20 protein-coding genes and 1 pseudogene are annotated in these 20,949 nt (G+C 72.1%); 17 read left to right on the top strand and 4 right to left on the bottom strand.

Annotated features, from left to right (window positions below; genetic code table 11):
- The first annotated feature begins 12 nt into the window (after positions 1-12).
- The 15 genes from QMQ26_RS15100 to QMQ26_RS15030 all read left to right on the top strand — a co-directional run bounded on the left by QMQ26_RS15100 (position 13) and on the right by QMQ26_RS15030 (position 15,281).
- Positions 13-420 carry an NADH-quinone oxidoreductase subunit A gene (locus tag QMQ26_RS15100; RefSeq protein ID WP_111554876.1) on the top strand — a complete coding sequence of 136 codons (408 nt, stop codon included), beginning with the start codon at positions 13-15 and terminating at the stop codon, positions 418-420.
- A complete protein-coding gene (locus QMQ26_RS15095) occupies positions 411-1,040 on the top strand; it encodes an NADH-quinone oxidoreductase subunit B (RefSeq protein WP_100837762.1) in 630 nt (209 codons plus the stop codon). Before QMQ26_RS15100 ends, QMQ26_RS15095 begins: the two co-directional genes overlap by 10 nt.
- A complete protein-coding gene (locus QMQ26_RS15090; RefSeq protein ID WP_282206004.1) occupies positions 1,037-2,662 on the top strand; it encodes an NADH-quinone oxidoreductase subunit C in 1,626 nt (541 codons plus the stop codon). Before QMQ26_RS15095 ends, QMQ26_RS15090 begins: the two co-directional genes overlap by 4 nt.
- Positions 2,659-3,618, top strand: coding sequence for an NADH-quinone oxidoreductase subunit NuoH (gene nuoH / locus QMQ26_RS15085; RefSeq protein ID WP_100837764.1), 960 nt, complete (start codon positions 2,659-2,661; stop codon positions 3,616-3,618). The genes QMQ26_RS15090 and nuoH overlap by 4 nt, the downstream gene beginning before the upstream one ends.
- Complete coding sequence (locus tag QMQ26_RS15080; RefSeq protein WP_100837765.1) at positions 3,618-4,178, top strand: NuoI/complex I 23 kDa subunit family protein; 561 nt, start codon at positions 3,618-3,620, stop codon at positions 4,176-4,178. Before nuoH ends, QMQ26_RS15080 begins: the two co-directional genes overlap by 1 nt.
- A complete protein-coding gene (locus tag QMQ26_RS15075) occupies positions 4,175-4,807 on the top strand; it encodes an NADH-quinone oxidoreductase subunit J family protein (protein ID WP_282206003.1) in 633 nt (210 codons plus the stop codon). The genes QMQ26_RS15080 and QMQ26_RS15075 overlap by 4 nt, the downstream gene beginning before the upstream one ends.
- 1 nt (position 4,808) lies before the next feature.
- Complete coding sequence (nuoK, locus tag QMQ26_RS15070; RefSeq protein ID WP_282206002.1) at positions 4,809-5,165, top strand: NADH-quinone oxidoreductase subunit NuoK; 357 nt, start codon at positions 4,809-4,811, stop codon at positions 5,163-5,165.
- Complete coding sequence (locus tag QMQ26_RS15065) at positions 5,162-7,180, top strand: NADH-quinone oxidoreductase subunit 5 family protein (protein ID WP_282206001.1); 2,019 nt, start codon at positions 5,162-5,164, stop codon at positions 7,178-7,180. Before nuoK ends, QMQ26_RS15065 begins: the two co-directional genes overlap by 4 nt.
- A gap of 43 nt (positions 7,181-7,223) precedes the next feature.
- Positions 7,224-8,798, top strand: coding sequence for a complex I subunit 4 family protein (locus QMQ26_RS15060; protein WP_282206000.1), 1,575 nt, complete (start codon positions 7,224-7,226; stop codon positions 8,796-8,798).
- Between the two features lie 32 nt (positions 8,799-8,830).
- Positions 8,831-10,327 (top strand): NADH-quinone oxidoreductase subunit N, encoded by a 1,497-nt coding sequence (locus QMQ26_RS15055; RefSeq protein ID WP_282206529.1) that lies wholly within the window; start codon positions 8,831-8,833, stop codon positions 10,325-10,327.
- 105 nt (positions 10,328-10,432) lie between these two features.
- Positions 10,433-11,290 carry a zinc metalloprotease HtpX gene (htpX, locus tag QMQ26_RS15050; protein WP_100837770.1) on the top strand — a complete coding sequence of 286 codons (858 nt, stop codon included), beginning with the start codon at positions 10,433-10,435 and terminating at the stop codon, positions 11,288-11,290.
- A gap of 170 nt (positions 11,291-11,460) precedes the next feature.
- Positions 11,461-13,167 carry an aa3-type cytochrome oxidase subunit I gene (gene ctaD / locus QMQ26_RS15045; protein WP_282206528.1) on the top strand — a complete coding sequence of 569 codons (1,707 nt, stop codon included), beginning with the start codon at positions 11,461-11,463 and terminating at the stop codon, positions 13,165-13,167.
- A 197-nt stretch (positions 13,168-13,364) separates the two neighbouring features.
- Positions 13,365-13,784, top strand: coding sequence for an SHOCT domain-containing protein (locus QMQ26_RS15040; protein ID WP_282205999.1), 420 nt, complete (start codon positions 13,365-13,367; stop codon positions 13,782-13,784).
- 187 nt (positions 13,785-13,971) lie between these two features.
- Entirely contained in the window at positions 13,972-14,373 is a 402-nt protein-coding gene (locus QMQ26_RS15035; RefSeq protein ID WP_100837772.1) for a YccF domain-containing protein, read from the top strand.
- 122 nt (positions 14,374-14,495) lie between these two features.
- The gene (locus QMQ26_RS15030; RefSeq protein WP_282205998.1) at positions 14,496-15,281 is read left to right on the top strand and encodes a phosphotransferase enzyme family protein; all 786 of its coding nucleotides are present in this window, start codon (positions 14,496-14,498) and stop codon (positions 15,279-15,281) included.
- Between the two features lie 55 nt (positions 15,282-15,336).
- Here QMQ26_RS15030 and mug read toward each other — a convergent pair whose 3' ends face one another.
- Positions 15,337-15,948, bottom strand: a complete 612-nt coding sequence (mug, locus tag QMQ26_RS15025; protein ID WP_282205997.1) for a G/U mismatch-specific DNA glycosylase — start codon at positions 15,946-15,948, stop codon at positions 15,337-15,339.
- 189 nt (positions 15,949-16,137) lie between these two features.
- Here mug and QMQ26_RS15020 point away from each other — a divergent pair, with 189 nt between their 5' ends.
- Positions 16,138-16,575, top strand: coding sequence for a hypothetical protein (locus tag QMQ26_RS15020; RefSeq protein WP_111554886.1), 438 nt, complete (start codon positions 16,138-16,140; stop codon positions 16,573-16,575).
- Positions 16,576-16,875: 300 nt separating this feature from the next.
- On the opposite strand, the gene QMQ26_RS15015 is transcribed toward QMQ26_RS15020, so the two are convergent.
- Positions 16,876-17,013, bottom strand: a complete 138-nt coding sequence (locus tag QMQ26_RS15015) for a hypothetical protein (protein ID WP_282205996.1) — start codon at positions 17,011-17,013, stop codon at positions 16,876-16,878.
- 86 nt (positions 17,014-17,099) lie between these two features.
- On the opposite strand from QMQ26_RS15015, the gene QMQ26_RS15010 reads away from it, so the two are divergent.
- Positions 17,100-18,332: an IS4 family transposase gene (locus tag QMQ26_RS15010; RefSeq protein ID WP_282204618.1), complete on the top strand. Its 1,233-nt coding sequence runs from the start codon at positions 17,100-17,102 to the stop codon at positions 18,330-18,332.
- A 220-nt stretch (positions 18,333-18,552) separates the two neighbouring features.
- Here the strand turns inward: QMQ26_RS15010 and QMQ26_RS15005 are convergent.
- Together QMQ26_RS15005 and QMQ26_RS15000 are read right to left on the bottom strand one after the other, a co-directional pair.
- Positions 18,553-19,547, bottom strand: a pseudogene (locus tag QMQ26_RS15005) (IS5 family transposase).
- Between the two features lie 95 nt (positions 19,548-19,642).
- Complete coding sequence (locus tag QMQ26_RS15000) at positions 19,643-20,743, bottom strand: reverse transcriptase family protein (RefSeq protein ID WP_282205995.1); 1,101 nt, start codon at positions 20,741-20,743, stop codon at positions 19,643-19,645.
- Between the last annotated feature and the right edge of the window lie 206 nt (positions 20,744-20,949).

Below are 20,949 nucleotides of genomic sequence, written 5' to 3'. Positions count from 1 at the left end.
AGGGCGTGACCCATGGAGTGGCAGCCGCTCGCTGCCGACCCCGCCGCCGGCAGCGGCTACTTCGACGCCTACGCGGCGATCGGTCTGCTGGCGGTCATCGGCGTCCTCTTCGTCGTGGTGGCCTTCACCGCGAACCGCCTGCTGCGACCGGTGGTCGACACCCCCGAGAAGCTGCTCGCCTACGAGTGCGGGGTCGACCCGGTCGGCGAGGGCTGGGCGCACACCCAGATCCGGTACTACGTCTACGCCTTCCTCTACGTGATCTTCGCGGTCGACGCGATCTACCTGTTCCCGTGGGCCACGGTGTTCGCCGCCGCCGGCTTCGGGGCGGCCACGCTGGTGGAGATGTTCGTCTTCATCGGGTTCCTCGCGGTCGGACTGCTCTACGCCTGGAAGAAGGGCGTTCTGGAATGGACGTGACGCACTCGCACGGGACGCCCGGCTCCGGCCCCGTCCCGCTCGGCATCCCCGACCCGGCCCGCCCGGGCGCCGCCGTCGAGCAACGCCGCCTCGGCCCGCTGGCCCGGCTCGCCCCGGACCCGGTCAAGGTGGTGCTCAACTGGGGCCGCCGCTACAGCCTCTGGTGCTTCAACTTCGGACTGGCCTGCTGCGCGATCGAGTTCATCGCCGCGTCGATGGCCAAGCACGACTTCATCCGGATGGGTGTCATCCCGTTCGCGCCCGGCCCCCGGCAGGCCGACCTGATGATCGTCTCGGGCACCGTCACCGACAAGATGGCCCCCGCCGTCAAGCGCCTGTACGAGCAGATGCCCGAACCGAAGTACGTCATCTCCTTCGGCGCCTGCGCCAACTCCGGCGGCCCGTACTGGGACTCGTACTCCGTCACCAAGGGCGTCGACCAGATCATCCCGGTCGACGTCTACGTGCCCGGCTGCCCGCCCCGGCCCGAGGCGCTGCTCCAGGGCATCCTCAAGCTCCAGGAGAAGATCGCCGCCGAGGACGTGCCGCAGCGCTACACCGCGCCCGCCGCCGCGCTGGGCCGCCCGCTGCGCACCGCGCCCGGGGAGGAGGGGCAGTGACCGACACCCCGGACACCCCGGACACCTCCGGGACGCCCGAGCGGGCACCGGAGCCGACCCCCGCCGAGCGCACCGCCGCGGCCGTCGGCCCCTGGGCGACCGCCGCCGAGGCGTACGACCTGCTCACCGTCGACGTGCCCGCCGAGCACTGGATCGAGGCGCTCACCGCCGCCCGCGACACCCTCGGCCTGACCTTCCTGGACTGGCTGAGCGCCGTCGACGACCTCGACCGGGGCTTCGCGGTCTGCGCGCACCTGGCCGCCGTCGGCGAGCCCGGCGGCGTGCGCCGGCTGCTGCTGCGCACCCGGGTGCCGCGCGAGAAGGCCGCGCTGCCCACCGCCGTCGGGGTGTACGCCGGTGCCGCCTGGCACGAGCGGGAGACCCTGGAGATGTTCGGCATCGAGTTCCCGGGCCACCCGCACCCCGTCACCCTGCTGCTGCCGGACGGCTTCGAGGGCCACCCGCTGCGCAAGGACTTCGTGCTGGCCGCCCGGGTCGCCAAGGACTGGCCCGGCGCCAAGGAGCCCGGCGAGTCCGCCGAGCACGGCGGCCCGGCCCGGCGCAAGATGCAGCCCGCCGGCGTCCCCGACCCGAACGAGTGGGGCCCGCTCAAGGGCACCCTGCCGCCGGTCGCCGAACGCCCCGCCCGCGGCGCACGGGCCGGCGCGGCCGCCGGCGTCGACCGACCGCGCCGCACCCGCAGCGTCGAGACGGGCTCCGCGAGCCAGGCCGCCCCGGCCGCCGGCGCCGCCCCCGAGACCCCGCCGGTCCGCGCCGACCGACCGCGCCGCACCCGCAGCGTCGGCGAGGGCTCCGTCAGCCAGGCGACCCCCGAGACCCCGGCCGAACAGCCCGAGCCCCCGCGCCGCGCCGCCCGCACCCAGTCGTCCGACGCCCCGTGGCACGCGCCCGTCCCGGCCCACGACGAGAAGCCCGAGCCTGGGCGGGCGGAGCCTGAACAGGCCGAGCAGGCTGGGCCGGTGAAGCCGGGACAGCCGCAGGCCGGGCGGGCTGAGCAGGCCGGGTCGGCAAAGTCCGAGCAGGTCGAGCAGGCTGAGCAGCGCGGGTCGGCGAAGCCGGAACGGCCGCAGGCTGGGCAGGCCGGATCGGTGAAAAGCGAGCAGGCCGAGCAGGCCGGGCAGGCTGAGCAGGCCGGGTCGGCAAAGCCTGAACAGGCCGAGCAGGCTGGGTCGGTGAAGCCCGAGCAGGCCGAGCAGCGTGAGTCGGCGAAGCCGGAACGGCCGGGGCCGGAGCCGGAATCCGTGCCGGAGCAGGCCGAGCAGCCCGGTTCGGCGCAGCCGGAACAGCCGCAGGCTGAGCAGCCCGGGTCGGTGGAGAGCGGGCAGCTCAGGTCGGCAGGGTCCGGGCGGGCGGAGCCGCAGCAGTCGCAACCCGAGTCGGCGCAGCCGGAGCCCGGGCGGGCGAAGTCGGGGCAGGTTGAGCAGGCCCAATCGGCGGAGCCGGAGCAGTCGCGGCCCGAACAGCCGCAGCCCGAGTCGGCGCAGCCGGAGTCCGGGCCGGCGCAGTCGGAGCGGTCCGAGCAGCCCGAGCGGTCGGAACAGCCGCAGTCGGAACAGTCGCAGCCCGAGCACCCCATCGAGCAGGACGGAGACAGCGCGTGAACCTCCTCGACACGCTGCTGCGCTGTGTCGGCACGCTGGTGGCGTTCCTGGTGCTGCCGCTGGTGGTCGGTCAGGCCGAGCACAAGGTGATGGCGCACATGCAGGGCCGGCTCGGGCCGATGTACGCGGGCGGGTTCCACGGGTGGGCACAACTGGTCGCGGACGGGGTGAAGTTCGTCCAGAAGGAGAACGTCGTCCCGTCCGGGGCCGACCGGCGGATCTTCCAACTGGCTCCGGCCGTCGCGCTGCTGCCGTACCTGCTGGTGCTGCTGGTGATCCCGGTCGGGCCGGACGGGATGGTCGGCCAGGTGGTCGACGCGGGCATCTTCTTCGTGCTGGCCGTGATGGGCGTCGGCGTGCTGGGCTCGCTGATGGCGGGTTGGGCGTCGGCCAACAAGTTCTCGCTGCTGGGCGCGCTGCGCACGGCCGCGCAGTTGATGTCGTACGAGCTGCCGATGCTGCTGGCCGCCGCCTCGGTGGCGATGGCGGCGGGCACCGTCTCGCTGCCGGGCATCGTGGACGCCTTCCACTGGTGGTGGGTGCCGTGGCAGTTGATCGGCGCGTTCGTGTTCTTCACGGCCGGGTTGGCCGAGTTGCAGCGTCCGCCGTTCGACATGCCGGTGGCCGACTCGGAGATCATCTTCGGCGCGTACACCGAGTACACCGGCCTGCGCTTCGCGCTGTTCCTGCTCGCCGAGTACGCGGGCATCGTGGTGCTCTGCGGCCTGACCTCGGTGCTGTTCCTGGGCGGCTGGCACGGCCCGTTCTCGGACGGCCTCGGCTGGCTGTGGACGCTGGTGAAGACCTTCGCGCTGGCCTTCGTGGTGCTCTGGCTGCGGGTCACCTACCCGCGGCTGCGCGAGGACCAGCTGATGCGCTTCGCGTGGACGGTGCTGATCCCGCTGGCGCTGGCCCAGCTCGCCCTGACCGGCATCATCAAGGTGGCGATCTCGTAATGGGAATTCCCGGCTCCGGCCTGGCCAAGGGCCTGGCCGTCACCCTGCGCACGATGGTGCGGAAGACCGTCACCGCGCAGTACCCCGACGTGCAGCCCGACCTGCCGCCGCGCTCGCGCGGCGTGATCGCGCTGCTGGAGGAGAACTGCACGGTCTGCATGCTGTGCGCCCGCGAGTGCCCGGACTGGTGCATCTACATCGACTCCCACAAGGAGACGCTGCCCGCCGCCGACCCGAACGCCCGCGCCCGCACCCGCAACGTGCTGGACCGCTTCGCGATCGACTTCTCGCTCTGCATGTACTGCGGGATCTGCGTCGAGGTCTGCCCGTTCGACGCGCTGTTCTGGTCCCCGGAGTTCGAGTACGCGGAGACCGACATCCGCGAGCTCACCCACGAGCGTGAGCGGCTGCGCGAGTGGATGTGGACCGTCCCGCCGCCGCCCGCGCACGACGCCGCGGCGGAGGAGCCCAAGGAGATCGCCATGGCCCGCAAGGCCGCCGACAAGCTGGCCGCCGCCGCAGCGGCGGCGGCCTCCGCCGAGGAGGGTGGGGAGAGTTGAGCACCCTGCTGGCCGCGGCGGGCCCGCTGGAGCCCGCCGCGCGCTCGTACCTCTCGCCGACCGGGCAGGAGATCGTCTTCCTGCTGGTCGGTGTGCTCGTGCTCGGCGCCGCCGTGGTCTCGGTGACCACCCGCCGGCTGGTGCACGCCGCGCTCTGGCTGGTGGTCGCGCTGGGCGGGCTGGCGGTCGAGTTCCTGCTGCTGACGGCCGAGTTCGTGGCCTGGGTGCAGGTGCTGGTGTACCTGGGCTCGGTGATCGTGCTGGTGCTGTTCGGCCTGATGCTGACCCGCGCCCCGATCGGCCGCTCCCCGGACGCCGACTCCGGCAACCGCCCGGCCGCGCTCGCCGTCGGCCTGGCCTCCGCCGCGACCCTGGTCACCCTGGTGGTGGACGCGTTCCGCTCGTCCTGGATCGACCTGTCCGGCGCGGTCGGCACCACCCGGCTGACCGGCGAGTACCTGTTCTCGCACTGGGTGCTGCCGTTCGAGGCGCTGTCGGTGCTGCTGCTCGCCGCACTGGTCGGCGCGATCGTGCTGTCCCGCACCGGGGACGGCCGGGCCCGGCCCCGGGCCGGGAAGCTGCGCACCGGGAAGCCGCGCACCGCCCCGACCCAGCCGAAGGAGCGCTGACGTGCACCTCGTCTACCCCGCCGTCCTCGCCGTGCTGCTGTTCAGCGTCGGCGTGTACGGCGTGCTCGCCCGGCGCAACGTCGTCCTGGTGCTGATGTCCGTCGAGCTGATGCTCAACGCCGTCAACCTCAACCTGGTCGCCTTCGACGTCTGGCTGCGCGACACCCTGCACGCCGGCCAGGCGCTCACCCTGTTCACCATCACCATCGCCGCCGCCGAGATCGGCCTCGGCCTGGCGATCGTGCTGCTGGTCTACCGCACCCGCCGCACCGCCGCCGTCGACGGGGTCACCGCGCTCGGCGACCGCCACGAGGCGGACGAACTCTCCGACGGAGAGAAGGAGCGGGCCGCCGCATGAACCTCGCGCTGCCGATCCTCGTCCCCGTGCTGCCCGCGCTCGGCGCCGCCGCCGGCCTCGCCACCGGCCGCCGGTACCCCGGACTGGCCCGCCCGCTGGCGGTGCTGCCGGTCGCGGTGTCCGCCGTGCTCGCCCTGGTCACCGCCCTGCAACTGGGCACCGGGGGCACCCTGGACGCCGGCACCCGGCTCGCCCCCACCGGCGGCCCCGACATCTCGCTCGCCCTGCACCTGGACGGCTTCTCCTCGCTGATCTCGGTGCTGGTCGGCCTGGTCGCCACCTGCGTGCAGGTCTACTCCACGGCCTACCTCAAGGACGACCCGCGCTACCCCTCGTACGCGGCCCTGGTCTCGCTGTTCACCGCCGCGATGTTCCTGGTCGTCTACTCCGGCGACCTGATCGTGCTGCTGGTCGGCTGGGAGGTGATGGGCATCTGCTCGTACTTCCTGATCGGCCACCACTGGGAGACCGCCGACGCCCGCACCGCCTCGCTCAAGGCGTTCCTGGTCACCAAGCTCGGCGACGTGCCGTTCCTGTTCGGCCTGTTCCTGCTCGGCGCCGACGCCGGGACGTTCCGGATCACCGACGTGCTGCACACCGCCGCCACCGGCGGCCTCCAGCACCCCACCCTGATCGCCCTGCTGCTGCTCGGCGGCGTGGCCGGCAAGAGCGCCCAGTTCCCGCTGCACACCTGGCTGCCGGACGCGATGGCCGGCCCCACCCCGGTCTCCGCGCTGATCCACGCCGCCACCATGGTCGCGGCCGGCGTCTACCTGGTCGCCCGGCTGCTCCCGGTGTTCCTGCTGTCCTCCGCCGCGCTGCTGGTGCTCGCCGTGATGGCGGCCGTCACCATGGTCGGCTCCGCGCTGTGCGCGCTCGCCCAGGACGACCTCAAGCGGGTGCTCGCCTACTCGACGGTCGGCCAACTCGGCTACATGACCGGCGCGCTGGCCGCCGGCGACCGGCAGGCCGCGGTGTTCCACCTGGTCGGCCACGGCGCGTTCAAGGCGCTGCTGTTCCTCACCGCCGGCGTGGTCATCCACGCCGCGCACACCAACTCGATCAGCGCCATGTCCCGGATCGAGGGCCTGCGCCACCGCGTCCCCGACGCCTACTGGACGATGGGCATCGCGCTGGTCGCCCTGGTCGGCCTGCCGCCGTTCACCGGCTTCTTCACCAAGGAATCGGTGCTCACCGCCGCCGAGCACGCCGCCCACGGCGAGGCGCTCACCGGCACCCTCGGCCCCGCCTCGGCCGTCCCCGCCGCCGCCGGCTGGACGGTCCTGGTGGCCGGCCTGCTCACCGCGCTGCTCACCGCCGCCTACGCCGCCCGGCTCTGGCTGGTCGCCTTCCACGCCCGGCCGGTGGCCGCCCCCGCCGACGCCCCGTACTCCCCGGAGATCGACGAGGCCGACCCGGCGCACGCCGAACCGGCCGCGATGCGCTGGCCGCTGTGGGTGCTGGCCCTCCCCACCATGGGCTTCGGCCTGCTCGGGCTGCGCACCGACTGGCTGCCCGCCCTGCTCGACGGCGAACCGCTGCGCCCCGCCACCGCGACCATGGTGCTCGGCACCGGCGCCGCGGTGGCCGGCCTGCTGATCGGCTACGCCGCCTGGCGCACCGCCGCCGCCCGGGCCGCCGCCGCCCCGCCCGTCCGGGTCCCCCCGCAGGCCGGTCCGCCCGCCGCCGAGACGCTCACCGTCCCCGCCGCACCCCCGGCCGCCGCCGACCCCGGACGCCTGCTGCTCGGCCCGCTGTACGGGCCCGCCCAGCACGGCTTCGGCGTCGACCGGCTGTACAGCGCCCTGTTCGTCCGGCCCACCCGGGCCGCCGCCCGGCTGGTCCGCTTCCTGGACCGGGCCGTGGTGGAGACGTACGTGCGCGGCGCGGGCGCCGCCCCCGGCTGGCTCGGCCGCGCCGTCCGCCTCGCCCAGACCGGCAACGCCCAGGGCTACCTGAACGCGCTGCTGGCCGGGGCCGTGCTGCTCGCCGTCCTGGTGGCGGTCGGCTCATGACCCGTCCTCACCTCCCCGTCCCGGCACGCCCTTGGAGCCCCCGATGAACGCGGTCCTCATCGCCCTCCTGGCCCTGCCGCTGCTCGGCGCCGCCCTGACGCTCGCCCCGATCGGCGACCGGCGGGCCCTGCGCCTCGGCACCGCCGTCACCGGCGGCACCCTGCTGCTGGCGATCGCCCTCGCGGCCGGCTTCGACCACGGCGACCCGGGCCGGATGCAGGCCGTCACCGACGTGTCCTGGATTCCCGCCCTGGACGTGCGCCTGCACCTGGGCACCGACGGCATCTCGCTGCCGCTGCTGGTGCTCACCGCGCTGCTCACCTTCCTGTGCGCGCTGTACTCGCTGAAGAAGCTCCCCGCGGGCCCCGGCGGCCGGGCCTTCACCGGCCTGCTGCTCCTGCTGGAGACCGGCATGCTGGCCACCTTCGCGGTGCTCGACCTGGTGCTGTTCTTCCTGGCCTTCGAGATCGTGCTGATCCCGATGTACTTCCTGATCGCGCGCTGGGGCAGCGGGCAGAAGGTCGCGGCCGCGAACCGGTTCATCCTGTACACCCTGCTCGGCTCCGCCGTGATGCTGCTCGGCTTCCTGCTGATCGGCGTCCAGGCCGGGACGTTCGACATGGTGCGGCTCGCCGCCGCGCACGGCGGCGGGCTCTCGCACACCACCCAGCTGATCGCCGCGCTCGCCGTCCTGGTCGGCCTCGCCGTGAAGGCCCCGGCCTGGCCGCTGCACTCCTGGCTGCCCGACGCGCACACCGCCGCCCCCACCGCCGGCTCGGTGCTGCTGGCCGGCGTGATGCTCAAGATGGGCACCTACGGCCTGGTCCGCGTCCTGCTGCCGATCGTCCCGGACGGCACCGCGACCTTCGCCCCCTACCTGGGCGCGTTCGCCGCCGTCGGCATCGTCTACGGCTCGCTCGCCTGCCTGGCGCTGGCCCTCCCGTCGCCCACCACCACCCTTCTGAGGAAGCGCTCCGCGCCCTTTGATTCGGGCGCCAAGGGCGACCTCAAGCGGCTGATCGCCTACTCCTCGGTCGGCCACATGGGCTTCGTGCTGCTCGGCATCGCCTCGCTCACCCCGGCCGGCCTGAACGGCGCGCTGTTCGCCAACATCGCGCACGGCCTGATCACCGGCTTGCTGTTCTTCGTGGTCGGCGCGCTCAAGGACCGCTACGGCACCGCCGACCTCGACACCCTCGCCGGGGCCACCGGCGCCGCCCTGTACGGCCGCGCCCCCCGGATCGGCGCGCTGCTCGCGTTCGCCGCCGTGGCCAGCCTCGGCCTGCCCGGACTGGCCGGGTTCTGGGGCGAACTGCTCGCCATGTACGGCGCGTTCGACCCGGCCGCCGGGCTCTCCCGGCCCGCCTTCCTCACCTACATGGTGCTGGCCGGCCTCGGCACCCTGCTCACCGCCGGCTACCTGCTGGTCGTGGTCAAGCGGGTCTGCATGGGCGACCCGAAGCAGCCCGCCCCGGTCGCCGCCCTGCCCGACCTCCAGGGCCACGAAGCCGCCAGCTGGACGCCGCTCGCCGCGCTCACCCTGCTCGCGGGCCTGTGGCCGGCCCTGCTCCTCGGCCTCTCCGACCCGGCCGTCAAGCACCTCCTCGGAGGCGGCTGATGACCACCGCTCACGACCTGGGGCAGCCCCTCATGACTCCGCTCGCCGTCGCCGACCCGGGCGGCCTGATCCAGTCCGTCGACTGGGTGGCCGTCGCCCCGCCGCTGATCGCCGCGCTCACCGCCCTCGCCGTGCTGGTCACCGACCTGTTCCTGCCCGCGGCCCGCAAGCGCCTGCTGGGCTGGCTGAGCGCCGTCGGCCTGCTGGCCGCGCTGGCCGCGCTGATCCCGCTGGTCGGCGACACCCGCTCGACGTTCTGCTTCAAGAGCGGCGGCTGCTCCTATACCGCCGACCACTTCGCGCTCGCCTTCCAACTGCTCGCCCTCGGCGGCGCGCTGCTCACCGTGCTGCTCTCGCTGCACACCGTCGAGGACGAGAAACTGCCGGGCGGCGAGTACTGGTTCCTGCTGCTCTGCTCGGCCTGCGGCGCCGCCCTGCTGCCCGCCGCCCGGGACCTCGCCACCCTGGTGATCGCCCTGGAGGTGGCCACCCTGCCCGCGTTCGCCCTGGTCGCCCTGCGCCGGGACGGCCGGGGCGCGGAGAGCGCGCTCAAGTTCTTCCTCTCCTCGGTCACCGCGACCGCCGTGATGCTGCTCGGCGTCAGCTTCGTCTACGCCGCCGCCGGGACGCTCCAGCTCCAGGGCGTCGCCGACGGACTGGCGCACGTCCCCGGCCGGTTGAAGCCGCTCGCGGAGGCGGGCGCGGTGCTCACCCTGGTCGGCTTCGCCTTCAAGACCGCCGCCGTCCCGTTCCACTTCTGGGTGCCCGACACCTACGTCGGCGCCCCGCTCCCGGTGGCCGGCTACCTCTCGGTGGTCGGCAAGGCGGCCGGCCTGTCCGGCCTCGCCCTGGTCACCACGCTGGCCTTCCGCCCGTACGGCCACACCTGGGGCCTGGTGCTGGCGGTGCTCGCCGCGCTCACCATGACGGCCGGCAACGCGGCCGCGCTGCGCCAGCGCCCCGACACCCCGCACGGGGCGGTCCGGCTGCTGGCCTGGTCCTCGGTCGGCCAGGCCGGGTACCTGCTGGTGCCGCTGGCCGCCGCCGGGTACGCCGACTCGGCCGAGCCGCTGGGCGCGACCGTGGCGTACGCGCTGATCTACGGCCTGGTGAACCTGGGCGCGTTCGGCGCGGTCGCGCTGGTCGGCGGCTCCGGCCGGCTGGACGGCTTCCGCGGCCTGGCCGGGCGCAACCGCTGGGCGGCGCTCGCCCTGGCCTTCTTCCTGCTCTGCCTGGCCGGCCTGCCGCCCGGCGTGGTCGGCCTGTTCGGCAAGGTCGTGGTGTTCCGCGCGGCCGTGGACGCGGGCCTGGGCTGGCTGGCCGTGGTGATGGCGGTGAACGTGGTGATCGCGCTCGCCTACTACCTGAAGTGGACCGCCCTGCTGTTCGCGCCGTCCGCCGAGGCGGTCGAGCCGCGCCGTTCCCCGGCCCCGCTCCGGGCCGCGCTGGGCCTGGCGGCCGGCGGCGCGGCGGTGCTCTCGGTGGCCCCGCAGCTGGTCCTCCAGGTGGTGTCGGGCAGCCTGTTCTGACCTGTGGTCGAATGCCGAGGGGAACGAACCGGCCAGTTCGGGGCGTTGATCCCGGCAGAGGGAAGCGGTTCCACGGCTTCCACCGGCACCACAGGAGGGTCCGCAGTGCACAGCCACCACAACGGATTGCGGACGGCCGTCCTGTTGGGCGGCCTGTCCGCGCTGATCCTGGTGATCGGCAGCTTCTTCGGCCGCACCGGTCTGCTGGTGGCCCTGCTGGTCGCGGTCGGCACCAACGCGTACGCGTACTGGAACAGCGACCGGCTGGCGCTGCGCGCGATGCGGGCCCGGCCGGTCAGCGAGATCGAGGCCCCGCAGCTGTACCGGATCGTCCGCGAGCTCTCCACCTCGGCCCGCCAGCCGATGCCCCGGCTGTACATCTCGCCGACGCCCGCGCCGAACGCCTTCGCCACCGGCCGCAACCCGCGCAACGCGGCGGTCTGCTGCACCGACGGCATCCTGCAACTGCTCGACGAGCGCGAGCTGCGCGGCGTCCTCGGCCACGAGCTGAGCCACGTCTACAACCGGGACATCCTGATCTCCTCGGTGGCCGGGGCGCTCGCCTCGGTGGTGATGTTCCTGGTCAACTTCGCCTGGCTGATCCCGGTCGGCCGCTCGGACGACGACGACGGCCCGGGCCTGGTCGGTATGCTGGCGATCATGATCCTGGGCCCGGTCGCGGCCGGCCTGATCCAACTGGCCGTCAGCCGCTCCCGCGAGTACCAGGCGGACGCCGACGGCGCCCGGATCACCGGCGACCCGCTCGCCCTGGCCGACGCCCTGCGCAAGCTGGACGCCGGCACCCAGCGGCTGCCGCTGCCGCCCGAGCCGCAGCTCCAGACAGCCAGCCACATGATGATCGCCAACCCGTTCCGCCCCGGCGAGCGCGGCGCGAAGCTGTTCTCCACCCACCCGCCGATGCGCGAGCGGATCGCCCGCCTGGAGCGGATGGCCGGGCGCTGACCGACCCGCCGCGCCCCGCCGTTCCTCCCCGGGCCGCTCCTCCCGCTGTCTGCTCACGCGCGCTGACCCCTTCGGGCGACCGCCCGGCGAGCGTCCCGGTGCCGCCGCCGCCCCGCTGGTAGGGCTGGACGCACTGCCAGACCCGAGGCCGGAGGTGCGGTGCGGTGACCATGCTGCCGAGCGATGCAGAACTGGGCCGGAGCGGTCCACCGCCGCCCCCGCCCCCGCACCGCCGCTTCGGCCGGGCCTCCCGCCCGCGCCGCGGCCGGGCGCTGGTGGTGTGGCTGACCACCACCGACCACAAGCAGATCGGCACCCTCTACCTGGCCACCTCGTTCGCCTTCTTCCTGCTCGGCGGGGTGCTGGCGCTGGTGATGCGGGCCGAGCTGGCCCGTCCGGGGACGCAGATCCTGTCGAACGAGCAGTTCAACCAGGCGTTCACCATGCACGGCACGATCATGCTGCTGATGTTCGCCACCCCGCTGTTCGCGGGCTTCGCGAACTGGTTCATGCCGCTGCACATCGGTGCCCCCGACGTGGCCTTCCCCCGGCTGAACGCCTTCGCCTACTGGATGTACCTGTTCGGCTCGCTGATCGCGGTGGCCGGTTTCCTGACCCCGCAGGGCGCGGCCGACTTCGGCTGGTTCGCGTACGCGCCGCTGAACAGCGAGGTGCACTCGCCCGGGGTCGGCGCCGACCTGTGGATCATGGGCCTGGGCTTCTCCGGCTTCGGCACCATCCTCGGCTCGGTCAACTTCGTCACCACGATCGTCTGCCTGCGCGCCCCCGGCATGACGCTGTTCCGGATGTCGATCTTCACCTGGAACATCCTGCTGACCTCGATCCTGGTGCTGATGGCCTTCCCGGTGCTGGCCGGCGCGCTGCTCTGCCTGGAAGCGGACCGCAAGTTCGGCGCGCACGTCTTCGACCCGGCCAACGGCGGGCCGCTGCTCTGGCAGCACCTGTTCTGGTTCTTCGGGCACCCGGAGGTGTACATCATCGCGCTGCCGTTCTTCGGCATCGTGACCGAGATCCTCCCGGTCTTCTCCCGCAAGCCGGTCTTCGGCTACTCCGGCCTGATCGCCGCCACCATCGCCATCGCGGGCCTGTCGATCACCGTCTGGGCGCACCACATGTTCGTCACCGGGCAGGTGCTGCTGCCGTTCTTCTCCTTCATGACCTTCCTGATCGCGGTGCCGACCGGCGTGAAGTTCTTCAACTGGGTCGGCACCATGTGGCGCGGTTCGCTCAGCTTCGAGACCCCGATGCTCTGGTCGATCGGCTTCCTGGTGACCTTCCTGTTCGGCGGCCTGACCGGCGTGCTGCTGGCCTCCCCGCCGATCGACTTCCACGTCTCCGACTCGTACTTCGTGGTCGCGCACTTCCACTACGTGGTGTTCGGGACGGTGGTCTTCGCGATGTTCGCGGGCTTCTACTTCTGGTGGCCGAAGATGACCGGCCGGATGCTGGACGAGCGCCTCGGGCGGATCCACTTCTGGACGCTGTTCGTCGGCTTCCACACCACCTTCCTGGTCCAGCACTGGCTGGGCGCCGAGGGCATGCCGCGCCGCTACGCCGACTACCTGGCCTCGGACGGCTTCACCACGCTGAACACCGTCTCCAGCGTCGGGGCCTTCCTGCTCGGGCTCTCCACGCTGCCGTTCCTCTACAACGTCTGGCGGACCGCCAAGTACGCGCCCAGGGTCGAGGTCGACGACCCGTGGGGCTACGGCCGCTCGCTGGAGTGGGCGACCTCCTGCCCGCCGCCGCGGCACAACTTCACCACCCTGCCGCGGGTCCGCTCCGAGTCCCCGGCGTTCGACCTGCACCACCCGGAGATCACCGAGTTCGACCGGCTGCAGAACGAACCGCACTGATCTCCCGCGGCGAGGGCCGCGAGGGCCGCGAGGGCCGCGCCGGGGCCGCGTCGGGGCCGCGTCGGCGTCGTCACGGCGTCGCACCGGCGGTCCGCCCCGGGTGCGGCGTCCGTTTCGCGGTGGTACGAATCGTTTCGTCCCCGTGCCGTCCGACGGGCGGGGGCGTTCGGTCTGACCGCGCGCGGGATCGGAGCGTCATGGACAACTATCCGCTGCTCAACATCTTCTGGACGATGCTGGAGCTGTTCCTCTGGATCCTCTGGTTCTTCCTGCTGTTCAAGATCATCACGGACATCTTCCGCAGCCACGACATGGGCGGCGGCGCCAAGGCGGCCTGGACGATCCTGGTGATCCTGCTGCCCTTCCTGGGCGTGCTGCTCTACCTGATCGTCCGCGGCGGCTCCATGCACGAACGCGACCTCGCCCAGGCCAAGCAGGCCGACGCCGCCTTCCAGGAGTACGTCCGCAAGGCGGCCGGCACCGGCGGCGGCCCGGCCCCCTCCGCGGGCTCCCCGGGCGGGCACGTGGCGGACCTGGCGCGGCTGGCCGACCTCAAGAACAGCGGCGCGCTGACCGAAGAGGAGTACCAGCGGGCCAAGGACAAGCTGCTCACCTGACCCCCGTTCGGCGCAGCGGCGTGCGGCCCGTCCCGACCCCGGGGCGGGCCGCACGCCGTTCCCGGCCGCTCCGCGCGCCGCCCCGCGACCCGCCTCGTGGTCCGCCCCGGGCCCCGTCCGTCACACCCCTGCCACAAGGCCGATCCGCCACCTGCCCCTTCCGGCCCCGGTGTGCGAGCCTGGAGGCATGAAGCTGATCAACTTCCTGCTCAACGTGATCTGGCTGTTGTTCTGCGGCCTGTGGATGGCGATCGGCTACGCGGTCGCCGGGATCGTCTGCTTCGTCCTGATCGTCACGATCCCGTTCGGCATCGCGTCCTTCCGCCTCGCGGGCTTCATGCTCTGGCCCTTCGGCCGCACCACCGTGGTCCGCGCCGACGCCGGGGCCCCCTCCTGCGTGGGCAACGTGATCTGGCTGGTGCTCGCGGGCTGGTGGCTGGCGCTCGGGCACATCGTCACCAGCATCCCGCTGTTCCTGTCGATCATCGGCATCCCGTTCGGCTGGGCCAACCTCAAGATGGTCCCGGTCTCGCTGACCCCGCTCGGCCGCGACATCGTCTCCACCGACCAGGGCTTCGGCGCCCGCTGACCGGTGCTCCGCCGACTGCGCTGCGGCGGCTCGGCCCCGGCCGGTCGGAAAGGGTTCGCGTCCCGGCGCCCGGCGGGGTAGAACCGTCCGGTCGGGGCAGGGCGGCGGACGAGGAGCGGCACGTGGCGGACGGCGAGAACGCGCCGGGCGAGATCATGGCGGGCGGGGTCAACCGGGTCGAGCGCCGGGGCGACCGGGTGCTGCGGCCGACCGGGCCGTGGTCACCGGCCGTGCACGGGCTGCTGGCGCACCTGCGGGCGGCCGGGTTCACGGCGGGGCCGGAGTTCCACGGGATCGCCGAGGACGGGCGGGAGGTCCTGGACTTCCTGCCCGGCGAGGTGCCGAACTACCCGGCCACCCCGGCCTCCGCCTCCCGCACCGCGCTGCTCGACGCCGCCCGGCTGCTGCGGCGGTACCACGACGCCACGGCGGGCTACCGCGCCGAGGGCTGGATGCTGCCCGCCCGGGAGCCGGTCGAGGTGGTCTGCCACGGCGACTACGCCCCGCACAACTGCGTGCTGGACGGCGAACGGGTGGTCGGCGTCATCGACTTCGACACCGCCCACCCCGGCCCCCGGCTGTGGGACGTCGCCCACGCGGTCTACCGCTGGGCGCCCACCACCGCGCCCGGCAACGCCGACGGCTTCGGAACCCCGGACGAACAGGCCCGCCGGGTACGGGAGTTCTGCGACGCGTACGGCCTCGGCCGGGCCGACCGGGAGGGCCTGGTGGACGCGATCGAGGCCCGGCTGCACGCCCTGGTGGCGCACATGCGGGCCGAAGCCGCCGCCGGGAGCGCCGCGTTCGCCGCGCACCTGGCCGACGGGCACCACCTGATGTACCTCTCCGACGCCGCGTACGTGGTGCGCGAGCGCGCCCGCTTCGAGGACCTGCTCCTGGCGGAGTGACGGGGTCCGGCCCGGCGGCCGGCCCGCTCGATCACCCGCCCGATCACCCGTCCGTTCACCCGCCCGTTCGCCCGTCCGTTCGCCCGTCGGTCCGCTCCAGGTGCTCGCGCAGGGCCCGGAACTCGGCCGCGATCCCGTCCAGCGTGTAGTGCGCGTTCAGCCCGCTCGGGTTCGGCAGCAGCCACACCTCGGTGTCGCCGATCGGCTCCGGCTGCGGCCCGACCGCCGCCCGCGGCCGGCCGAACGCCGCCCGGTACGCCCCGATCCCGAGCACCGCCAGCGCGCGCGGGCGCAGCCGCCGCACCCGGGCCTCCAGCGCCCGTCCGCCCGCCAGGTACTCCTCGGCGGTCAGCTCGGCCGCCTTCGCGGTGGTCCGGGCCACCACGTTGGTGATCCCCAGCCCGAGCCCGAGCAGCTCCTGCTGCTCGTCCGGCCGCAGCTGCCGGGGCGTGAAGCCGGAGCGGTGCAGGGCGGGCCAGAACCGGTTGCCCGGCCGGGCGAAGTGCCGGCCGGTGGCGCCCGACCACAGGCCGGGGTTGATCCCGCAGAACAGCACCCGCAGGCCGGGCGCGGCCACGTCCTCGATGCTGGTGTCCTGGGCGGCGGCGAGCTGTTCGGGCGTGGGCTTGGCGCCGTTGGCCGGGCGCTGCGGCGGAGTACGGGTCACCCCACCCACTCTGCCGTACCGACGGGCGCGCGCACGTCGCCGAGCGCCCGCGAACGGTTTTCGGAACCGACCTCCGGGACGGGCGTTCCGGCAGGTCGGGGCCGGTGCGGCCGAGGTTCGGCATATCGGATGGATAGTCAGTTCGATTGTTTTCCTGACCTGATGACTTCTCTGGCGGAGAATGGGGCGGTGTCATACGAACTGAACGCGTTGGTCGCCACCGCGGAACTGATCGCGGTGGTCGCGGCCGAAGTCCCGCTCGCGCGCAGCGCGCCCCTGCCGCACGGCCTCGCGCTGGTGCCGATGACCGACGAACTCCACGACGCCCTCCAACACCCGTCCAACGCACCGGACTTCGGCTTCAAGCGGTTCCCCTCCGGATTCGCCCTGCGGATCGCCGGCTGGTCCAAGTCCGCCCCGATCGCCTACGCCGAGATCGACGAGGAGCACCCCGCCGGACGCCGCGCCGCGCTCTGGTACGACGGCCGGATCACCCTCGGCCCGCTCGCCCCCGCCGACGGCGCCCCGCTCGACCGCGTCCTGCGCGCCCTCGGCGCCACCGACACCACCGCCCCGGCGATCACCGCGGCCCTCGACACCCACCGCCGCCGCCCCGCCGAGGACTGACCCGGCCCCGCCCGACGCCTCCTGCGCGCACCGCGAACGCCAGGAGGGCGCACCGTCCCCGGTACGCCCTCCCTGGTGGCCCGTCCCGCCGCTCGGCAGGTTCAGCGGTAGTTGACGAACTGCACGAGCGCCGCGCTGACCTGGGAAAACTTATGTCACGAGTTTTCACTGGTCAGCGCCGTTTTCCGCCCGCATGTGCCCTGGATGTGCCCCAGCAGGTCCTGTCGTGCCGGGCTACAAACCGAGCTATGACACCCATGAACGCGTGGCCTCATGCCCGCCGCAGCAGAACGGGAGAAGTCAGCGGCGCGTCAGGCCATCCGTTATGACCCGAATGGCGATGGTGAATAGCAGATGCACCACCGTGGCGGTGGCCGGAGGACGGGTGATGGCCCGAAGGGTGCGCACGACAGGACGGGCGAGGTGACGGTTGTTCATGGAGGCGCTCCTCAAGCTGGTCCGACAGGGATGCTGGCTAGGGCCAATACCGGTGACTTTGGTGTGGTTCGGTCGTTGAGTGGGTTGTGCCAAGGCCTGGACAGTTGAAGTCGCCGACGAGTGACCGGCTCTCGGATCGGATCGCGTTGGGGGTGCTGACGCGGGCCTTCCCGCCCGAGTTGGTCGATGAGGTCGTCGCCGAGTGCGGTCGGGTCGAGCAGCGTACGCGGCTGCTTCCCGCGCGGGTTGTGGTCTATTTCGTCCTGGCGATGTGCCTGTTCTTCGGTCAGGGCTATGAGGAGGTGGCCCGGCTCCTCGTTCAGGGCCTCGAGCGGGAGGGCCGATGGGCGACCGCTTGGCGGGTACCGACGACGGCGGCGATCGGCCGGGCCCGGCTGCGGTTGGGCCCTGAGCCGTTGCGGGTCCTGTTCGGGCGGGTCTGCCGGCCGGTCGCGGTCGCCGGGACGCAGGGCGCCTGGTATCGGCGCTGGCGGCTGATCGCGGTGGACGGCACCGTCTTCGATGTGCCGGACACGGTGGCGAATGCGGAGTTCTTCGGGCGTCCGGGAACCAGCCGCGGGCAGGGCCGCAGTGCGTATCCGCAGGTGAGGGTGGCGGCCCTGGCCGAGTGCGGCACCCACGCCGTGTTCGCGGCCGAGGTCGGCCCTCTGGCGCTTCACGAGACCGCTTTGGCCACGCGGCTGTTCCCCGCCCTGACCGAGGGCATGCTCGTCCTGGCGGACCGGGGATTTTGCGGCTTCGACCTGTGGCGGACCGCGAAGGCGACCGGTGCCGACCTGTTGTGGCGGGTCCGCAGCTTCGTCGTGCTGCCCGTGATCGAGACTCTCGCGGACGGTTCCTACCTGTCGGAGATCGTCGCCGCACGGGACAACTACCGCCGCACGGACCCCGAACGGGTCCGTGTGATCGAGTACGGTCTCGGCCGCAACGGCACCGTCTACCGGCTGATCACCACCGTCCTCGACCCTGTTCAGGCACCGGCCGACGAGCTCGCCGCCCTGTATGCCCAGCGATGGGAGATCGAGAACGTCCTGGACGAGATCAAGAACCACCAGGGTGGGCCACGCCTCGTGCTCCGTTCACAGCACCCGTCCGGCATCGAGCAGGAGATCTTCGCGTTCCTGCTGGTCCACCATGCGTTGCGGGACCTGATGCACCAGGCCGCCCTCAAGGGCGGACACGACCCGGACCGGATCTCGTTCACCCGTACCCTTCGCATCGTCCGCCGCCACGTCACCGGGCAGGCGGCGCTTTCCCCCCTCCCGACTCGCCCGGGCCATCGCCCAGAGCCTGAGTGAGATCGCCGAACGACTGCTGCCCGCACGGCGGTTGCGCTCCAACCCCCGCGTGATCAAACGCAAGATGTCCAACTGGGCACTCAAACGCACCGAGCACCGCAGCTCACCGCGACCCGACATCCCGATGGTCCGGCTGGTCGGGCCGACCCGAGCGACCTCAACCAGCCGGAAAACAACCTAAATCACCGGTATTGTGGCTAGGGCGCGTATTTGGTCGTGATCAAGTGGTGGTTCTGGTGAGGTCCTTGATCCAGATCATCACGCCTCGAAGGTGGAGGCCGGCGAGATAGCTCGTCGGGGTCTTGTCGTAGCGCGTAGCTATGCCTCGCCAGGCCTTCATCTTGTTGATCAGGCGCTCGACGGTGTTCCGGTCCTTGTAGAGCTCGGCGTCGTGGCTGACGGGCCGACCGCCCTTGCGGCCCTTCTTCTTGTGGTTGGCGGCTTGGTCGACCTTCTCCGGGATGACGGCCTTGATATGGCGTTTACGCAGGTGAGAGCAGTTGCCGCGGGACGAGTAGGCCTTGTCCCCGGCGACCGCTTCGGGCCGGGTGCGGGGACGGCCGACGGGCCAGCGGACACGAATCCTCTTCAGCATGGTGATGAACTGCGGGCTGTCGGCGGCCTGGCCCCCGGTCAGGACGAAGGCCGGCGGGCGGCACTTTCGCTCCCCGGCGATGTGGACCTTGCTGCTCTGCCCGCCCCTGGAACGTCCGAGTAGGGCTGCCTTCAAGCGGAGCCTGCGCCGGCGTCGGACGCGCCGCCGCTCTTCCCGTTCCGGGTCGTCGTGCCCGTCCTGTTTCTGCAGGCCGCCCCCTTTTGCCGGGCCTTGTCCGCCTCCTCGGCGGCTTTCTCCAAGGCGGCCAGGGCGTCAGGCTCCAGGTGCATCCCGGCAGCGTCGTGATGGGCCCGGACGGTGGTGGAGTCCACACTGACCAGGGACAAGTCCACCTCGCCGCGCTCGGCGGCTTCCGCGATCGCGCCCTCCAGCAGAGACTCGAAGACGCCGGCGTCCCTCCACTGCCGGAACCGGTTGTGGACGGTCGACCAGGCACCGAACTCCCTGGGCATCTCACGCCACTGGCTACCGGTCTTGAAGTGCCAGATCACGCCCTCGAACTGCCGGCGCAGTCGCTCGGGATATGGGCCGTACTCACCGATCGGCAGGTACGGCTCGATGAACTCCCGCTCTGCATCGGAAAGTTCCACTCGCGTCACGGAACACGGTCCACCGGATCAGGCCGCGCCGAGAGGGTAAATTTCCAGAATGATCACAACAGAATATGCGCCCTAGCCGGATGGGGTGTGGGGGACTACCACTGCTGCCGGTCGAGAGCGGTGATGCCCTCCGCCGACAGGATCTCCTCCCAGCGCCTGGCCAGTGGTTCCGACCAATCTCGGTCGACGCCCCGCGCATAGCGGAGCAGACCGTCGACGTGTCTGACGAAGCCCCCGAGCGAGCTGAAGGCTGCGTGTTCGACGTGAGCGACGAGACCGAAGGTGGCGACACCGCGGATGTGGCCCTCAATTCGCTTCCGGGTCGGAATCGGGATCCGCAGCCGGTCGCCGTCCACGAGCAGGCCCAAGACAAGCTTTCGCTGGCCGGGCGGCACGATGCGGGTCTTCTTACGGTGCACCTGGAAATGAGACTGGTAGACCGCTTGGGTGATGTCCGATACGCAGCGGGTCACCGTGGTGCGGTCGAGGCTGTGAAGCGCCGAGAAGGTCAGGTCGTCGGCGTATCGGGTATAGGTCAGGCCGTGGTTTTCGGCGACCTCCCACAGCCGGTCATCTAGGGGCCGGGCTACGAGGTTTGCCACCGCTCCGCTGGTCGGTGCGCCCTGGGGAAGGAACCCGGGACGGTTCCCGTTGTAGGAGCGAATAGTCGGGTACCGCCACCAGGCGTCGCGGGCCCACTGCTGCGGGAGCCGGGTACAGATGCGCGAGATTTCGAAGGCGACGAGCCTGTTGTAGCCGACCGCCCGCAGGACTCCGTATACCTCCCGCTCGCTGATGGAATGGAAGAAATCGTGCAGGTCGAACTTCAACAGCCAGGTGGCACCGAGGTGCGCTTCGGCGCACTGCACAGCGGATCGACCTCGCTGGTAGGCGAAGCTGGCCCGGTGGGGGTGGATGTTCTCGAAGATGTGAGCGAGGAGCCATCGCTGGATGTCCATCAGGACTGGGTTCGGTGAGGCGATGATTCGGACCCTGCCAGGCTCCCGCTTGGGTCGCGAGAACTCGGAATAAGGGTCTAACTGCCGCTGAATGATCCCGCGCAGATAAGGGAACTCCGTGCCCGTCAGGTGTGCGAGGTGACGCAAGGTCAGGACGGGCGTGACCGAGTAGCTTTCGGCTCGTTTGATCTGCCGCAGTGCTTCATCCAGCACCGCCGGCTCGATGCCGGCGGCCAAGCCCTGCCTTCGATAGGTGGCGGGGGAGTCGATGACGGCCTACCTTCGGTGTATCCCGCGAGGGCCTTGGGACGCGGCGCCAGTCCCACGTAGGGCACGCCGCGTTCCAAGTTCCAGGCGATCGACAGCTTGATCACAGCTGCGGCCAGGGCCACAGCCTGACCCGCGTATTGAGCGGGCCGCTGACTCGGCGATGAACTCGCCGA

The organism is Kitasatospora fiedleri (genome assembly GCF_948472415.1).
In the GTDB taxonomy this organism is placed as follows: Bacteria; Actinomycetota; Actinomycetes; order Streptomycetales; family Streptomycetaceae; genus Kitasatospora; species Kitasatospora fiedleri.
This window is presented reverse-complemented; position numbering and strand designations above follow the sequence as displayed.